12 protein-coding genes and 5 pseudogenes are annotated in these 16,167 nt (G+C 68.1%); 8 read left to right on the forward strand and 9 right to left on the reverse strand.

Annotated elements, in window-relative coordinates; all coding sequences use genetic code 11:
- Positions 1-22: 22 nt before the first annotated feature.
- From WJ438_RS39865 to WJ438_RS39880, 4 genes are all read right to left on the reverse strand, one after another.
- Complete coding sequence (locus tag WJ438_RS39865) at positions 23-496, reverse strand: IS3 family transposase (protein ID WP_406729448.1); 474 nt, start codon at positions 494-496, stop codon at positions 23-25.
- Positions 493-825, reverse strand: coding sequence for a transposase (locus WJ438_RS39870; protein ID WP_406729449.1), 333 nt, complete (start codon positions 823-825; stop codon positions 493-495). The genes WJ438_RS39865 and WJ438_RS39870 overlap by 4 nt, the downstream gene beginning before the upstream one ends.
- A 347-nt stretch (positions 826-1,172) precedes the next feature.
- On the reverse strand, positions 1,173-2,645 hold the full coding sequence (ltrA, locus tag WJ438_RS39875) for a group II intron reverse transcriptase/maturase (protein ID WP_406729156.1): 1,473 nt from the start codon (positions 2,643-2,645) through the stop codon (positions 1,173-1,175).
- 728 nt (positions 2,646-3,373) lie between these two features.
- Positions 3,374-3,976, reverse strand: a complete 603-nt coding sequence (locus WJ438_RS39880) for a TetR/AcrR family transcriptional regulator (protein WP_406729450.1) — start codon at positions 3,974-3,976, stop codon at positions 3,374-3,376.
- Between the two features lie 99 nt (positions 3,977-4,075).
- Between WJ438_RS39880 and WJ438_RS39885 the strand changes: the two genes are divergently transcribed.
- From WJ438_RS39885 to WJ438_RS39900, 4 genes and pseudogenes are all read left to right on the forward strand, one after another.
- Complete coding sequence (locus WJ438_RS39885; RefSeq protein WP_406729451.1) at positions 4,076-4,861, forward strand: SDR family NAD(P)-dependent oxidoreductase; 786 nt, start codon at positions 4,076-4,078, stop codon at positions 4,859-4,861.
- Between the two features lie 819 nt (positions 4,862-5,680).
- Entirely contained in the window at positions 5,681-7,075 is a 1,395-nt protein-coding gene (gene ltrA / locus WJ438_RS39890; protein ID WP_406723898.1) for a group II intron reverse transcriptase/maturase, read from the forward strand.
- A 220-nt stretch (positions 7,076-7,295) separates the two neighbouring features.
- A pseudogene (tpg, locus tag WJ438_RS39895) lies at positions 7,296-7,860 on the forward strand (telomere-protecting terminal protein Tpg).
- A 249-nt stretch (positions 7,861-8,109) separates the two neighbouring features.
- Positions 8,110-8,304: a hypothetical protein gene (locus tag WJ438_RS39900; RefSeq protein WP_406729452.1), complete on the forward strand. Its 195-nt coding sequence runs from the start codon at positions 8,110-8,112 to the stop codon at positions 8,302-8,304.
- A 359-nt stretch (positions 8,305-8,663) separates the two neighbouring features.
- On the opposite strand, the gene WJ438_RS39905 is transcribed toward WJ438_RS39900, so the two are convergent.
- Entirely contained in the window at positions 8,664-9,776 is a 1,113-nt protein-coding gene (locus WJ438_RS39905; protein ID WP_406729453.1) for an RNA-binding protein, read from the reverse strand.
- 327 nt (positions 9,777-10,103) lie between these two features.
- On the opposite strand from WJ438_RS39905, the pseudogene WJ438_RS39910 reads away from it, so the two are divergent.
- Positions 10,104-10,663: pseudogene (locus tag WJ438_RS39910) on the forward strand (IS6 family transposase); the annotation flags it as partial.
- 33 nt (positions 10,664-10,696) lie between these two features.
- Here WJ438_RS39910 and WJ438_RS39915 read toward each other — a convergent pair.
- The 3 genes and pseudogenes from WJ438_RS39915 to WJ438_RS39925 form a co-directional block, all read right to left on the reverse strand.
- Positions 10,697-10,959 (reverse strand): annotated as a pseudogene (locus WJ438_RS39915) (ISAzo13-like element transposase-related protein); the annotation flags it as partial.
- Positions 10,960-11,265: 306 nt separating this feature from the next.
- Positions 11,266-11,469: pseudogene (locus tag WJ438_RS39920) on the reverse strand (ISAzo13 family transposase); the annotation flags it as partial.
- Between the two features lie 125 nt (positions 11,470-11,594).
- The gene (locus WJ438_RS39925; protein ID WP_406729454.1) at positions 11,595-11,960 is read right to left on the reverse strand and encodes a hypothetical protein; all 366 of its coding nucleotides are present in this window, start codon (positions 11,958-11,960) and stop codon (positions 11,595-11,597) included.
- 348 nt (positions 11,961-12,308) lie between these two features.
- Here WJ438_RS39925 and WJ438_RS39930 point away from each other — a divergent pair, with 348 nt between their 5' ends.
- Positions 12,309-13,718 (forward strand): IS1380 family transposase, encoded by a 1,410-nt coding sequence (locus tag WJ438_RS39930; protein ID WP_406729455.1) that lies wholly within the window; start codon positions 12,309-12,311, stop codon positions 13,716-13,718.
- Positions 13,719-13,730: 12 nt separating this feature from the next.
- Positions 13,731-14,399, forward strand: a complete 669-nt coding sequence (locus WJ438_RS39935; RefSeq protein WP_406729957.1) for an IS3 family transposase — start codon at positions 13,731-13,733, stop codon at positions 14,397-14,399.
- Positions 14,400-14,439: 40 nt separating this feature from the next.
- Here WJ438_RS39935 and WJ438_RS39940 read toward each other — a convergent pair whose 3' ends face one another.
- Complete coding sequence (locus WJ438_RS39940; protein WP_406729456.1) at positions 14,440-15,336, reverse strand: transposase family protein; 897 nt, start codon at positions 15,334-15,336, stop codon at positions 14,440-14,442.
- Positions 15,337-15,487: 151 nt separating this feature from the next.
- Between WJ438_RS39940 and WJ438_RS39945 the strand changes: the two are divergent.
- Positions 15,488-15,832: pseudogene (locus tag WJ438_RS39945) on the forward strand (D-alanyl-D-alanine carboxypeptidase); the annotation flags it as partial.
- Positions 15,833-16,167 lie beyond the last annotated feature (335 nt).

Raw genomic sequence — 16,167 nt, forward strand, 5'->3', positions numbered from 1 at the left:
AGACAAGCCGGATCATCGCAGGTCACGGGGCACCTTTTGCAGTTCGTGACGCAACGTCACCACCCTGGGAATTCATGGTGAAACACCGAGGCCAGCGCTGATCAAGACTCTCGGCGGTGAAGTCGCGCCCGAGCAGGTCCGGGGCCGGCGACGCGGCCGGGTCGGGGACCGTGGTGCGGGTGGCCCGCCGCAGGTGCCGCCCGACGATGTCGTTCCCGGACATCAACCGGGTGACCCGCTTGTGATTGACGGTGTGCCCGAAGGCACGGAGCCCGGCATGGACGCGCGGCGCCCCATAGGCACCCTTGGACTCGGCATGGATCTCCCGGATCTCCTCGACGAGCGCGTCTTCCTCGGCCTGGCGAGCCGCACGCGCCTGGGTGCCTGCGATCCACCGGTAGTAGCCGGACCGGGACACCTCGAGCACCCGGCACATCCGCTTGATGCCGAACCGCTCGGCATGGGCGGAGATGAAGCCCCAAGCGGGGGCCTTCACTTCATCTCCCGGGCGAAATACCGGGCCACCCGGCGCAGGATCTCCCGCTCCAGCTGCCACTCCTTCTCCGCCTTGGCATACCGCGCGTTCTCCGCCCGCAACCGCGCCGGCTCCGCGTCACGCTCGTCGCCACCCGCGCGGCCGCCGGAATCAACGCCGGCCGCACCGGCTCGGCGGCCGTCATCGGCCCGCACCCAGTTACGCAGCGTCTCACCGCTGATGCCGACATCCGCCGCGACCGCCACGTACGTCCGCTTCCCACCCGCCGCGCGGTACAGCGCCAGAGCATCCTTCTTGAACTCCGCCGTATACGGAGACTTGCGTCCCACTAGGACATCCTTCCTCGGATCAACAAGATCCATTGTCAGGGTGTCCACATCCCGGGGGCAGCCTCAGATCGTCAGGTCCATCTGGTCGGCCTCGCCACGGTCACCGTAGTCATCGCAGAGAACACAACGGCACTCGAACGGATCACCAGTCATAGGCGGAGGTTACGGGGCAAGCGTGCAAGCTGATCGATCGGGACCCAATCGAACACCGAAGTGACGCTACGCGACCACTCCGCTGAGTAGGCCCGGAGCGCGGTGCCGGGATTGCTCCCGGTCCGTCTCTCCGGACCTCTCGCCGAACCCGCCGTGCGCCTCTCAACGCAACGGGCTCTCCACGGTCCCTGCCGTCAGGCGTGGTTGATACTGGTCCAGGGATTGGGGATCCTCGACGCCCGATAGCGGTAGCGGGTGACCGTCACCGCTTCGATGTCGAACAATTCGATCCCGTCCGCGTGTGGGCGGCGCCAGCCCCCGCGGGGGTCGGCGAGCCACCGGCGGACGTCCTTCCACCGCCAGCGATGCAGGGCTCTCAGCCACCGGACCACCCGCCACCAGACGAAGTACTCCAGTTTGCTGAAGGTGTCTTTGGCCACTGCGTGCTTGAAGTAGTTGGCCCAGCCGCGCATGATCTGGTTGAGACGAATCAGCACGTCCCTGGGTGGGAGTTGCGACGTCCTGTGTGTCAGGGCACGGATCTTCGCCTTCAGCGACCGGAGGGGCCGGTCGGCGATGAAGGTGTAGACGTACCACTTGTTCGTGCCTCGCTTGCGGCGCCACTGGATGCAAAACCCCAGGAAGTCGAACCCGTCGGCCATGTCCACGATCCGGGTCTTGGCCGGTGACAGCCGAAGTCCCAGAGGTTCCAGCACATGAGCGACGTCTTCGTGCAGCACTTCGACGTCATCGCGAGTGCCGTTCACGAGAACGACGAAGTCGTCCGCGTAACGGACCAGCCGCCACCTGGGCAGCCCTCGGTAACGACGCATCGTCCGCCGGGAGTTGGTGCTCATCTCTCCGCCGTCCTTCCACGGCCCGTGCAGGTGCTCGTCGAGCGCCGACAGGACAATATTGAAGATCAGCGGTGAGAGGATCCCGCCCTGCGGAGTGCCGGTGTGGGTGTCCTGATACCGGCCGTCCTCGGTGAGGACACCGGCCTTCAAGAACGCCTTGACCAGCTCCAGCACGCGCTTGTCCTTGACCCGGGCCCGCACCGCGTCCATGGCGGCGAGGTGCGAGACGTTGTCGAAGGCCGCCTCGATATCCGCATCCAGCACCCATCGATAGCCTCGGGTGCCGAAGTAGTGGATCTCGGCGATCGCGTCCTGGGCCCGCCGGGCGGGCCGGAACCCGTAGGAGACCGGCTCGAAGTCGGCCTCGAAGACGGGCTCCAGCACCAGCTTCAGTGCCGCCTGGACCAGGCGGTCCTCCACCCGGGGAATCCCGAGCTTGCGGACCTTCCCCGAGCCACCGGGCTTGGGGATCATGCGTTCACGCACCGGCATCGGGCGCCAGGCCCGTGCCTTGAGCCGCTCACGCACGTCGGCCAGGAACACCGGGACGCCGATCTCGGACTCGATCCAGGCGACCGTGCGCCCGTCCGTGCCCGGAGTCCGCGCCCCCTGATTGCCCGCGACCCGGTCCCACGCGATGCGCAGCGTGGCCGGGTCGTGCACGAAGTTGAACAGGTCGTCGAACCTGCGGCCCGGATCGGCCGCCGCCCAACGGTGAAGCTTGGCCTGCATCTCCGATACCCGCCGGCGGGGCCCCGGTTCGGGGTCCGCCGACGGAGCACCGCCGTTCGGCAGTGCGTCTTCCGGCATTGCAGCATCCTTCCCTTCTCGATACCGCTGCCGCCCTTCCCCATGTGACCGGCTCTCCCGGCCTCGGAGTACTACGGCGGCTCCGTCCCGTCCCGGACCGATCGGTCGTCGGTGGACTCAGCCCCGCCCTCACCGCCGGACGCGGCGTGCGGGGCAAGGACCGGAACGGTTCCCGTGTTCACTGCGGTTCGCTCGATGAAGGAGGAGCCCGACTGTGTCCCTGTGGCATCGCCGCGAGTACGCCGCAGACCTTCCCCACGGCCTCCCGGACAGCTCTTGAATACCGCCCCAGGAGTTCTCCGGGCCACCCGAACGGATGACCCGGATACGCGCCACTCCCGGCCCAGATCTACCAGGTTCGAGCCGGTGTCGCTTTGAGAGACGTAAAACGCCGGTTCCTCGCGTACTCCTCTCCATCACGCTCGCCGAACCCGCACCATCTGGCAGTACTGGTACGTCCCGGCTTTGTCAGGGCCGCTTCCCGCCCTCCCCGGCACCACCCGGATCAGGCTGCCCTCAGCTTCAACATCCCTGCTGCGACAGGGGGTTGGTGCAGGTCTTCCACCTCCACTCGAACCGACAGCGCCTCACGGCGCAACCAAGATCTGTGCCAGAACCTTCTTCGGGAATCATTTGTCGATGACTCGCGGAGTCGCTCAGTCAGCGCCCGTGTGATCGACATCGATGACTTTTGATGTCAGTGGCGGACTTGTTCTGCCGGGGAGCGGCTAGCTCCTGTGGCGATGAGCGTCGGCGAAGATGGTCACCATGCTGGTGACCTCCTCGGTGACGCTGCGGCGCCATACGTGCCGCCCCTGGCGACAGCGGCCGGAGATGATGCCATGGAGAGCCGTCCACAGCTGTTCGGCCCGTTCCAGCGCTTCCGTCTCGCCGATAGTGGGGTCGGCCGCCCTCAGGTCCTCGCCCATGGCGGCGGTGCGGTTCTCCATCCACGTGCGGACGGTGTCGGTCTCCTTGAGCCAGTCGACGCTCTCGAAGACCAGCTGGTACGGGCCCGGGTGGGTCAACGCCCAGTCGACGTACGTCCGGGCGAACGCGTCCAGGCGTTCGCGCGGCCCTTCGGCGGCGGCCACTGCCGCCTCGGTCCAGGTCCGGGCCTCGGCGAAGTGCCGCTCGAGCACGGCCTCGATGAGCGCCGTGCCCGAGTCGAAGTGCAGGTAGACGGCGGTCGCCGAGACGCCGCAGGCCCGGGCCACGGCTCGCAGTGATGGGGCGGGGGCCGGGCGCGGTTCCTGGAGTAGCGCCGAGGCGGCCTCGATCAGGGCCTGGCGCAGGTCACGGCCGCCTTTGCCTGCTGTGCCGACGGTCATCCGCCATCCCTCCGCGCTTGCCCGATCTTGCTGGTTAACGGCTGTCAATGTACCGTGTCACGCACTGCACTTAACACCTGTCAACCTGTGGGGAGCGTCATGCGGAGGACCACGGTCATCACCGGAGCGAGTTCGGGCATCGGCGAGGAGTTCGCCCGCCGTTTCGCGCAACAGGGCCACGACGTGGTCCTGGTCGCCCGGCGTCTGGAACGGCTCGAGAGCCTCGCGACGGAGTTGCGCTGGCAGTACCCGGTGACCGTGACGCCCATGGCCCTGGATCTCACCGAGCCCCGGCCGGGCGCAGTGCTGCGCGGCCGACTCGCGGAACGGGGCATGGTCGCTGGCGCGCTGGTGAACTGCGCGGGCTACGGCCGGACCGAGATGTTCGCGCAGGCCGACGCGGACGACGTCACCCGGCAGATCGCCCTGGACGTCACCGCCCTGACCGACCTGACGAAGGCCTTCTGGCCCGACCTGCTCGACGCCGAAGCGGGCGGCCTCCTGATCAACGTGGCCAGTCTGACCGGCTACGCGCCCATGCCCGGAATGGCCGTCTACGCGGCGGCGAAGGCCTTCGTGCTCTCCTTCACCGAGGCCCTGTGGGCCGAGACCCGCGACAGCCGACTGCGAGTTCTGTGCCTGTCGCCGGGCGCCACCAGCAGCGAGTTCTACCAGACCTCGGGCACCTCCACCCAGGGCACCCGCTTCCAGACCCCCGAACAGGTCGTCGACACCGCCTTCCGCGCCCTTGGCACCGGCCGCCCCACCGTCGTGTCCGGACGCGTCAACGCCCTCCTCGCCGGCCTGATGCACACGCTGCCCAGAAGGATCGTGCTCGCTCTGACAGCACGCCAGGCCCCCAAGCCCTCTGCTGTCGCGCCGTAAGCCGCTCTCCGGCCCGGACCAGGCAGCGGCAAGCACGTCCATCTCACCCACGCAAGCCCCCGGCTGCCGTCAAAACAAGGCGACATCAGCCAGGACGGTCTGCAAGCGCCTCCCGGAGGCATCAACAAACGACTCCCGAAGTCAGGTTCTGGCACACATTCCGTTTGCGCCGTGAGGCGCTGTCGGTTCGAGTGGAGGTGGAAGGCCTGCACCAACTCGCTGTCGCAGCAGTCGGGTTGAAGCTGAGGGCAGCCTGATCCGGGTGATGCCGGGGAGGGCGAGAGCGGCCCTGACAACGCCGGGACGTGACCAGTACTGCCAGATGGGGCGGGTCCGGCAAGCGTGATGGAGAGGAGTACGCGAGGAACCGGCGTTTACGTCTCTTAAAGTGCCTCCGGCTCAAACCTGGCGGATAAGGGCCGGTAGCGGTGCGTATGCAGGTCACTCTTTCGGGTGGTCTGACAACTCTTGGGTCGGTCTACGAAAGCCGGCCGGGAGGCCACGAGGAAAGCCTGCGGCGTACTCGTGGCGAGGCCGCAGGGATACAGCCGGGCTCCTCCTTCATCGAGCGAACCACAGTGAACACGGGAACCGTCCCGAACCTCGCCCTGCCACCTGCCTCCAGCAGGCTGGCGGGGCTGAGCGCATCGACCGCTGATCGGTTGGGGACGGGGCGGAGCCGCCGTAGTACTCCGAGGCCGGGAGAGCCGGCCGCATGGGGAAGGGCGGCAGCGGTATCGAGAAGGGAAGGACGCTGCAATGCCGGAAGATGCCCCGCCGAATGGCGGAGCTCCGGGCCCTCGGGCCCGGGTACTGGGGATGCAGACCAAGCTTCACCGTTGGACGGTGGCCGATCCCGGCCGCCGGTTCGATGACCTGTTCAACTTCGTGCACGACCCGGCGACGCTGTTGGCGGCGTTCGACCGGGTCGCGGGCAACCGGGGAGCCCGGACTCCCGGCGTCGACGGCCTGACCGCCATCGATGTCGAGGAGTCGATCGGTGTTCCCGGGTTCCTGAACGACCTGCGGGCCGCCCTCAAAGACGGTTCGTTCCGTCCGCTGCCGGTGCGGGAACGCAGCATTCCCAAGCCGGGGGGCTCGGGGAAGGTCCGCAAGCTCGGGATTCCGACGATCAGGGACCGGGTCGTTCAGGCGGCGCTGAAGCTGGTGCTGGAACCGATCTTCGAGGCCGGCTTCACGCCGGTCTCCTACGGGTTTCGGCCCCGACGGCGGGCCCAGGACGCGATCGCCGAGATCCACTATTTCGGCACCCGGGGTTATCGCTGGGTGCTGGATGCGGACATCGAGGCGTGCTTCGACTCGATCGACCACGCGGCCCTGATGGACCGAGTGCGTCGCCGGGTGAAGGACAAGCGTGTCCTGGCGCTGGTCAAAGCCTTCCTCAAGGCCGGAGTCCTCACGGAACTCGGCGAGAACAAGGAGACACTGACCGGCACCCCGCAGGGCGGCATCCTGTCCCCGCTGCTGGCGAACATCGCCCTGTCGGCGCTCGACGAGCACCTGCACGGGCCATGGGAGTCAGGCGGGACGATGGCCACCGAGGGCAAACGCGCCTACCGGCGCCGCAAAGGTCAACCCACGTGGCGAGTCGTCCGCTACGCGGACGACTTCGTCGTCCTGGTGCACGGCACCGAGGCCGACACCGCGGCACTGCGCGAAGAAGTCGCCGACGTGCTCGAACCCCTCGGCCTGCGTCTGTCGCAGGCCAAGACCCGGATCACGCACATGAGCGACGGTTTCGACTTCCTGGGCTTCCGCATCCAGTGGAAACGCAAGGGAGGCACGACCAAGTGGCACGTCTACACCTTCATCGCCGACCGGCCCATCCGGTCGCTGAAGGCGAAGATTCGTGCCCTGACAGGCAGGACATCGCAGCAGGATCTCGCCGCCGTGCTGATCAGACTCACTCAGATCATGCGCGGTTGGGCCAACTACTTCAAGCACGCGGTCGCCAAGCATGTCTTCGACAGGCTCGACGCCTTCGTGTGGTGGCGCTTGATCCGCATGCTGCGGGAGCGTCACCGGTGGAGTTGGGGCGACGTCCGCCGCCGGTTCACCACCCCCAGCGGGCGGTGGCGACCCATCGCGGCGGACGGGATCGAGCTGTTCCGGATCGCGTCGGTTACGGTCAGCCGTTACCGATACCGGGCCGGCGCGATCCCCAACCCATGGCAGCCTGCGAACCCCGTCTGACGGCAGAGACCGTGGAGAGCCCGTTGCGTTGAGAGGCGCACGGCGGGTTCGGCGAGAGGTCCGGAGAAACGGACCGGGAGCAATCCCGGCACCGCGCTCCGGGCCTACTCAGCGAGCGATCTTGAGTCCGGCTTCACCGGCCCCCAGTGGCGCGTGGTTCTCGCAGCTCACGTAACGCGCGCGCCTCCTGCCGGCGAGAGCCAGCAAGATCTTTCACGGAATGTGTGCCAGAGCCCGAAGTCAACGACATAGCCACCGTGCCGTAGAGCAGGCGTTCACCCGGCCCGTCCCCAAGTCCGCCGGTGCCCAGATGCGCTACCTGGTCAAGCAGCTCAAGGGCACCCGCGCGACCGCCGACGCCCTGGGCGTCACCCAGCGCACCGTGGAGCGGGTACGTAAAAGACCAGATCCGCCGGCCCCGCACGGACCTCGCCCGACGCCTTCAGGACGCCGTACGCGCCCGATGGCAGCCCCGCATCCGCGCCCAGGCCCGGCGCCAGGCCGCCGCCAGCACCGGCCTGGTCGTCGACACCCGCGCCTGGTTCGGCTTCACCGCCGCGCCCGACACCACCGACGACGCCCGCGTCCGCCACCTCGCCCTCGCCCTGCCCCCGCACCATGCAGCACGCCTGTTCGACGCCCAGGACACCGGCGCCGGCGAGCAGCAGCTGCGTGACCTCGCCGCCGAAGGCCTGGGCGAGGTCTACTTCCGCGACGGCGGCCGCCGCGCCCACGGCCTGGAGGTGGAGTTCACCGACGTGGAGCACCTGGAGTTCGACTTGTAGGCGGTGCGGCATTGACTCTTCGACGCTCAGGCCTGTGACTGAGCGCTTCACCTGGCGAGTGAGTGCTTGAGTTGGCGGGGCGGAGCGGAGGTGGCGGGCTGGGTCGCTGGTCATGCGTTTCGCGCGGCCTGTCGGGAGATCCACGTTAGGTGAGGCTGACGATCCCGTAGGCGTTCAATCTCGCAGGAACGCCCTTCCCGACCTGAGACGATCAGTAGGACCGAACGAATGAATGCAGAGGTGGGAAACATGACCGTTCTGGTACTGCTCGGCGTCTTGGCTCTTGCTGTCGGCGGGTGCGTGTGTGTGGTGTGGGCGGAGCGGGGCGGGCCCCGCTGGGTCCGTGCCGTGGCGACCATGACGCTCGCCGCAGGCAAGGTGGTGCGCCGCTCTGAGAGGAACCGGCGCCTGGGCCTGAACGGGACCACCAGTGACGACGGCTAGTTGTTGCGGGACATGACGTTGGTGACACAGGCCAATGCCGGTGAAACCGAGGTGCCTCGACGGGCACCGGTCGGGTAGCGTGCGGGCCATGTCGAGTCCTGAGTCAGACACGGTGGGGGTTTTCGGTCACGTCGTCAGCCCCCTGAACCACTGAGCTCGTGGCCCTGTCGTCGCGCCGCATTCTGTGGTGGGACGCGTGTGCCCCTGGGGCTGGCCGCGGCTTCGGCGCGTCTGCGGGCGAGCGCCGGGCGGCCGGCCGCGAGTTGTGCCTTCGCGAGGGCGTACAGCGTGGCCGTTTCGCCCCAGAGGTTGCCGAACTCCCGGTACGTCCACAGACTCTGCGCGAGCAGACGGCGCCCTCACCCTTTGGGGTGACGGAGGGCCCAGTCTCGGTCGCTCGGCGTCGGTTCGGTCCGCCAACGAGCCCGTAGGACGCCGTCGTTGTCGGGCATGACAGCGGTGAACAGAGGAACACGTTCCCCTGCATAAAAGGACAAGAGTGCGGCGGCGGGGGCGCTGCCTATCTGGGCGGTCAGGTTCGGGAAATCGTCCTCGTCGGCAACGGCGCTGAAGATGTGGCCCTCCTCGTCCTGCCAGACGCCTTCGACGAGGCCTTCGGCGGGGAGGGCTCCCAGGACGGCGTCGACGTCGGAGGACAAGGGTGGCCATACAGCCAGACGGGCCCGGGGAGCCAGTCCGGCGCGAACCGTGTCGACGCCCTCGCAGGTGAGGTGGTGCCATCGTGAGGCGCCTTCGAGGTATGTCTCCTCCAGGATTCCGGCGCTGCCGTCGGCGACTGCCCGGTGCAGGTCAGCCCAGAAGTCATCGTCGCCAGGCCGCTGGACGCCTCCCTCTTCGGTCTCGAAGCCGTAGGGCGAGGCACTCAGGCGTTCTGGAAACAGCCCGGTCGTGCGGGTCCGGGCCAGAGCTTCCTTGCAAGGCCGACTGCTGCTGATGTAGAGGTACTGGTCCCATCCCACGTGGACGGCGAACATGTCCTCCACTTCCAATCGGCACCAGGCACCGCTGTCACGCAGCATGGCCCGCACCAGCTCCAGCCCGATATCGAGCGGCACCTCTGCTTCGTCGTGGAAGCCGGTCAGGCCGAACGGGAACAGACCGTCCAGCCCAAAACCGTCCACCGGAGGCTCGACGCCGAAGTGCGCGATGGACGGAACCTGTGGTTCGCGTACGGCCAGGTGATCGATGCCGATGTCGCAGGCGAATGCCGCGACCGCCTGGAGATAGGCCGCCTCGACCTCGCCGTGGTCGCTGCCGGTGTCCTCAGGGCCGGTGTAGTGCCCGTGTGAGGATGATCCTTTGGTGTGGACACCCTGACAATGGATCTTGATGGTCCAGGGAGGGATGTCCAGGTGGGACGCAAGTCTCCGTATCCGGAGGAGTTCAGGAAGGATGCCGTCGCGCTCTACCGCGCTGCGGGTCGTGTCCCGCGTCGTGGTGTAGGGGATCAAGGGTTATGCGTTCCGGTACGAGGCCCCTTACGATCTGCGCAGAGGCAGCAGTCCACGAGGCGCCCTGCTGAGGCGAGTTGAACCCACGGTCCGGCGGAACCACCGCCCCCGACCCGCGGATTCCGGCGCCTTGATCGGCTACACCACCCGGCGGGACGCCATCGCGCTGCGGCCGGCAATCGGACGTACGCGGTAGTGGCCGCGGATCTCGGCATCACCGCGGAGTCGCTGCGGACGTGGGTCCGCAAGGACGACTCACAGGGGCACTGTCACGTTGGCTGACCGGGTGGGATGATCTTCGGGTTGATCACGTTGGAGGAGGTGTCCGTGGGGGACGCGTCGCCGTCGTACAGAGGGCATCGGTACCCGGTGGAGGTCATCTCCCACTGCGTGTGGCTGTACTTCCGCTTCCCACTGTCATTCCGTGAGGTGGAGGAGCTGATTCTCCAGCGCGGCGTCATCGTCTCCCACGAGACGGTCCTCCGCTGGTGTGCGAAGTTCGGCCAGGCCTACGCGAACGGCCTGCGCCGCCGCCGGCCCGGTCCGGGGACAGATGGCATCTGGACGAGGTCTTCGTCAGGATCAACGGGGAGCGGAAGTACCTGTGGCGGGCCGTCGATCAGGACGGCAACGTCCTGGACATCCTCGTGCAGAGCCGCCGGGACACCGCCGCGGCCCGGCGCTTCTTCCGCCGCCTGATGACGAAGACGTGTTCGGTCCCGCGGGTGGTCGTCACCGACAGGCTCCGTTCCTCCGGCGCGGCCCACCGCGAGGTCATGCCCTCCGTCGAGCACCGGCAGTCGAAGTACCTCAACAACCGGGCGGAGAACAGCCACCGGCCCACCCGGCAGCGCGAGCGCGCGATGAAGGGCTTCCGTAGCGTGGGGGCTTGTAAAGAATCAACATGGTGATTCTTTAACCTGGAGGCGGAAGTAGTTCTCCCGTAGCAGCCGGCCCGCGGTGGGCGCCGACACGGGATGCCCCTGCCCGGTGAGCTTCTCGCCAAGTACCGCAGCGACTTGTCGTCCAGCGCAGCGGCGACATCGGATCTCTTCGCTTGTCCGGCTCGACCAGCGCCAGCGCGGCCGGAACGAGCAGCGGGTCCAGGCCCTCGGCATTCTTGCGTCCACCACCAGCCCGGCAGACCCTGGCCATCCGACAGCGGATCCTCGCCGCCCTCCAGTCGGCATGCGCATAGCATGTCAACGAAGCGGAAACTGCAAAGCAACGTGTCTTTTCTTTACAAGCCCTGGGTGGGGCCCAGCGGTTCCTGTCCGCGTTCAGCGGCATCTCACCCCACTTCCGGCCCCGACGCCACTTGATGGCCGCACCCGACTACCGCGCCGAGATGACCCTCCGCTTCGCCATCTGGGAGCAGGTCACCGGCGCTGCCAGGCCCACCACGGGCTGAGCACAGACCCCGGACCGGGCCCCACCACGCTCCGACACGCTGTCAGACAACCCCACACCCAACAACGTGACAGTGCCCTTCACCGGACTCCAGTTCCGTCACCCCGCGCGACACGGTGCCCTCCCGGACTCCGGCCGCACGAGCGACGAGCCTGATGCCTCCATGACCCAGCGACCGCGCTTCTGCTCCTATGGCCAGCCGCCGCTGCCGCTCGTCGAGATGCGGGACCAGCGTCGCAAACTTCGCGGCCAGGGCCGCCTCGATCCCCTCCGGTCTCCCCATACCGCAATAACGAGCCTCGGAGCCGGAAGCGACGGCTTGTTTCCCGGCAAGCCCTAAAGAAAGGCCAACCGACGAAATTAGCCGACCTGGAGCTTCGCCGACGGTCGGGTGTGCGGATCCCATGCTTACCCGGCTCCTCGCCCGCCAGAAGCAACTCGCCGCCCGCGGTAGCCACGAAAGCCGCGGCGCAGCGCAAGGGCGCACCATATGACCGCTGCCGTCAGTGCGGCTGCGGCCATCGCACTCAGCACCGGTGGCTCCGGCCGATAGCCCAGCGAGAGCCGGGTGCCCATGAAGGTGAGTATGACTACGACCGCCTCCGGGCCGTAGAGCGGAACCCTGGCGGCGACAGCCCGCAGCGCGGCTGCCGCCGTCAGACCGGTCGCGGTCCAGGCCACCAGATACGACCACACCTGCCCCGGAGCGGCGAGCGGCATCCCGTACTCATCGGGGCCGATACGGAACGACGCGCTGACCCAGCCAAGGCCCACCCCGAAGATGGTGAAGCCCGCTACCCACAAGGTATGGCGCCATAGCGGACCAGGCCGCAGGGACTCTTCGTCGTCGTCGTCAGAGCTCGCATCGATGTCAGGACTGGAGAGGTCGGGAGATTCAGTCACGCCCAGAAGGACGCGGCCCGGAGGCCGCAGGTTCCCACCCGAATCAGGGATCATGCTGACCGATGCTTTTCGCGGCGGCCGAGAAGCCAGGCCTCGGTGTTTCACCATGAATTCCCAGGGTGGTGACGTTGCGTCACGAACTGCAAAAGGTGCCCCGTGACCTGCGATGATCCGGCTTGTCTAAGGCTTGGATCATGAGCGGGTGGGGGCACCTTTCACGTGCAGGGTAGCGAGTGGAGCCGGAATCTGGCGATGTCGGGGGACGGGAAGGGGCAGGTCGGGCATGTGGGCGGGGTGCATCTGCGGCTGCTCGCGGAGCGGACGGGGCTGACCGGGGCACTGTCGGCGGCGCTTGCCCGGCCGGGGTTCGTGCCGCTGCACGACCGGGGGCAGGTGATGGTGGACCTCGCGGTCGCGATCACCCTGGGCGCGACCTGCATCCGTGACATCCGGCTGCTGGAGCATCAGCGGCCCATCTTCGGCGCGGTCGCTTCTCACCCCACCGTGTGGCGGGTGCTGAAAGAGGCCGATGAGCAGGGACTTTCCCGGATCGAACGGGCCCGTGCGACGGTGCGGCGTCGCGTGTACGAACTGCTCCGCGACCGGCCCGAGGGTTTCCCCGAGGCGGAGGCCGAAGGGGTGCCGCTGACCGGCTGGACCGTGATCGACAGCGACGGAACGCTGATCCCGGCACCGTCGGAGAAGGAGGGGGCCCACGGCACCTACAAGGGCTTCCTCGGACATCATGTGTTCGTCGCCGCCTGTGACAACACCGGCGAACAGCTGGCTGCGACCCTGCACCCGGGCAACGTCAGCGCCAACGACGCCGAGGTGAACATCGACATCCTGACCCGGGCGGTGGCCCAACTGCCCTGGTGGCGGCGTCAGAAGATCCTCTTCCGGGTGGACGGGGCGGGCTTCTCCCACCAGCTGATCGACTGGATCGCCTCCGCGGGCGGCCGCCAGAGCCCCACGTTCCGCTGGGAGTACTCCGTCGGCTGGGCCTTCACCGCACGCGAACAGGCCGCCATCGAGATCTGCGACAAGCAGGGCCTGTGGCAGCCTGGCGGCGGCCCGGATGGCGGCGTGCGCGAGAACGCGTTCGTCGCCGACATCACCGCCCTGCTCGGCGACCTGCCGGGCTGGCCCCCGCACCACCGGGTGATCGCCCGCAAGGAACCCCTCCACCCCCGCTACGTCAAGGACGCCAGCGCCTACGAGATCAAGCACGAGGCGCGCTACCAGACCTTCGCGACCAACCATCGCCGGGGGCAGATCGCCCACTTGGACGGCCGGCACCGCAAGCACGCCAGGGTCGAGCCCAAGATTCGCGATCAGAAGGCTTCCGGGATCGGCCTGTTGCCCTCGCGCGAGTTGAACGTCAACGCCGCCTGGCTCACCGCCACCACCCTCGCCGCCGATCTCCGCTGCTGGTTCCAACTCCTCGCCCTGGACAGCGAGATGGCCAGGGCCACTCCGAAGACGTTGCGCTACCGCGTCCTCCACGTGCCCGCTCGCCTCGTCCGCGGCCAGCGGAAACGACGCCTGAAACTTCCCGACACCTGGCCCTGGGCCGACAGCATCATCCGCGCCTTCCGGCGCATCCTCGCTCTGCCGTACCCCACCTGACCAGAACGAACGATCACATCGAGCGCCGAGAGGGGGCCACCAGCAGGCCGGGCCCGTGGAACCCGGCGTCATCCGGCACGCCAGCCGACGCGCACCCCTGACCGGCACCGTCCCCGGGCAGGAATCAACGCGCCATCACGGACGCAAGATCAACCGACTGCCGCTGTGAAACAGCGAGGCTGGTGCGGCGACATCACGTACATACCCGTCGGCGACGGCCAGTGGCTCTCTCTGGCCTCGGTCATCGACATCTGTTCACGCCGGGTGATCGGGTATTCGATGGCCACCCATATGCGGGCGGAGCTGGTCATCGACGCCCTGGAGGCGGCCGTCCGGGCCCGCGGCGGGTCGGTCGACGGGGTCGTCTTCCACTCCGACAGGGGCGCCCAGTACACCTCCGCCGCCTTCGCCGAAGCCTGTGACCGGTACGGCATTCGCAGGAGCATGGGCAAGGTCGGCTCGAGCTACGACAACGCCCTGGCGGAGTCGTTGTGGCAGGGGCTGAAGCGAGAAGCGATGTACGAGAAGCGGTTCTTGACGGTGAGCCAGGCGAGACTGGAGTTGTTCCAGTGGATCACTTGGTACAACACCCGAAGGCGGCACAGCGCCCTGGTCTACCTGTCACCCACGGAGTTCGAACAGCAGCACCTGGCGACCGGTAACGGCGTGGTGCGCGATTGAGGTCGGGGCGTGCCGGCCGGGCGGGTCGGCTGGTGAGTGATCACCTTTCGGCGGCGCGGTCGGAGACCAGGCCGGCGACGGCCTGGTAGCTCTCGTCGAAGTATTCGCGGCGTCCGAGGAAGCGCTGGAGGGTTCGCCACTGCTTGTGCTCGGCGTTGGCATGCTCCACGCAGATCCGTTCCGAGGACTGCTGGTGGCGCTTGGCCTCCCAGGCGGCGACTTCCTCGAGCGTTGCGTCCTTCTTCGGCTTAAGCGGCGGGGCGGTGACCTGGTCGGAGAACTCCTTGGCCAGGCCCCGATATCCGGCATCGACGTGGGCCTTGACCTGGGGGAACCGCTCGAACAGGTCGGCGATGCCCTCGGTACGCACGGCGGTCTGGTCGTGCATGCGGCCGGGCCGAAATGCCCCCGCCCACAGCGTGCGGCCCTTGTCGTTGGTGACGACGGTGGCCTTCTTGGTGTTCATCTTCTTCTTGCCCGAGACGAACGCGCGGCGGCCGGGCTTGTGGGCCCGCGGGCGGCGCACCTGGACCTCCGTGCCGTCGATGCGCAGCTCGACGCCTTCGGCAGCTGCGTACGAAAAGACATCCGCCAGGGTGCGAAGGCGCAGGTCGGGGCGGCCGGGGACGGCGAATCCGCGGGCCGCCAGGAGCGGCCGGATCTCGTGGACGGCGCGGGTGACCGTGGAGCGGTCCACCCGGTACAGCTCCGCCAGGGCCGCGTGCGGGAGCTGGAAGCGCAGCACGACCAGGGTGACGATCACCCGGTCGACGAACACCAACTCGTGGTCGGGGCCAGACCCTGGCGCGCGCCGACGGTCGTGACCTCGACGTTCACGCAGTCGCCCCTCCTCCGCGGCCAACCAGGAGTCGGTGAGCTCGACGATGAGTTTGCCAAGGCGCCGCGGGGCGAGGCCGGTGAAGATACGCTTGGACAAGGCCGTGCGGCCCAGGTATTGCGTCACAACAACACCCAAGCCGCACGGCCTACTTCATGCCCCGGCAGTGCCCCGATCGTTACCGTGCACCAAGTCGTAAGATGACGCTCGTCGCATGAAGCCCTCGTGTCCACTCTCCGGGGGCAGCCTCACCCTCCCGGTGGCCTGTGACCCGAACCGCTTCGTCGGCGGTACGTTGCGCTCGCGTCTGTGCGGCACACCGGCCGCGCTCAACGCACGTGGCAAGACGGGGTCGTTGACGGGCGCGTCGGCCCTGTCGGGATACGTCACCGACGCGGGCGGACGCGAACTCGTCCACAGCGTCGTCCTCAACAACTATCTCGCCGGCTCGGTCAAGAGCACCGAGGACGCCATCGTGGCCACCCTCGCCTCGTCCGACGAGAACCGGGCGGTGACGGTGCGGCCGAAGGCCCTCCGGAGCACAAAGAGCAACGGAGACCTGGAGTGCTCGTGGCGCAAGCCGGCGCAGTGCTGAGGCACCCCTGGGCGCTCGCGCGGGCCGCCGGGCAGTCCGCGCCGAGCAGGGCCAGGGCTCAGCGCGCGCCGCGCCGGGTCGCGTAGAGCGGGGCACTGTCACATTGGCTCACCGGGTGAGATGAGGGGGTTGAGACCGGTGAGGTCGCATGTTGGGGGCGCGTATGCGCGGCTGAAGCCCGCGGCTCAATGACGCTGAGTGAGCGGTCAGGGGGTGACCTGATCATCCCCCTCGGCAAGCTCAAGCGCACGGGCCGGGCGCCCAGGTCGCCGGCACCTCACGCGCGCTCGGCCGCCCTCCCGGCCGTGGCACCGCCGGCCTTCCCGCCAGGCCGA

This window comes from Streptomyces sp. GD-15H (genome assembly GCF_045291515.1).
Classification (GTDB): domain Bacteria; phylum Actinomycetota; class Actinomycetes; order Streptomycetales; family Streptomycetaceae; genus Streptomyces.